The organism is Neisseria sp. P0019.S002 (genome assembly GCF_051957155.1).
GTDB lineage: Bacteria > Pseudomonadota > Gammaproteobacteria > Burkholderiales > Neisseriaceae > Neisseria > Neisseria perflava.
This window is the reverse complement of record NZ_JBQCWS010000194.1, coordinates 1-372: the sequence shown is the minus strand read 5'-3', so window position 1 is coordinate 372 and position 372 is coordinate 1. Positions and strand designations below refer to the sequence as shown.

Below are 372 nucleotides of genomic sequence, written 5' to 3'. Positions count from 1 at the left end.
CGTGACTTGTTGTCAAGCTACGACTTCCCAGGCGACGACTGCCCAATCGTACAAGGTTCTGCACTGAAAGCTTTGGAAGGTGACGCTGGTTACGAAGAAAAAATCTTCGAATTGGCTGCTGCTTTGGACAGCTACATCCCAACACCTGAGCGTGCTGTGGACAAACCTTTCTTGTTGCCTATCGAAGACGTATTCTCTATCTCTGGCCGTGGTACAGTAGTAACCGGTCGTGTAGAGCGCGGTATCATCCACGTTGGTGACGAGATCGAAATCGTAGGTCTGAAAGAAACTCAAAAAACCACTTGTACCGGTGTTGAAATGTTCCGCAAACTGCTGGACGAAGGTCAAGCTGGTGACAACGTAGGTGTATTG

1 protein-coding gene is annotated in these 372 nt (G+C 48.9%); it reads left to right on the top strand.

Annotated elements, in window-relative coordinates:
- Positions 1–372 (top strand): EF-Tu/IF-2/RF-3 family GTPase (locus tag ACTHTY_RS12265; RefSeq protein WP_440367900.1); only part of this gene is annotated, 372 nt, incomplete at both ends.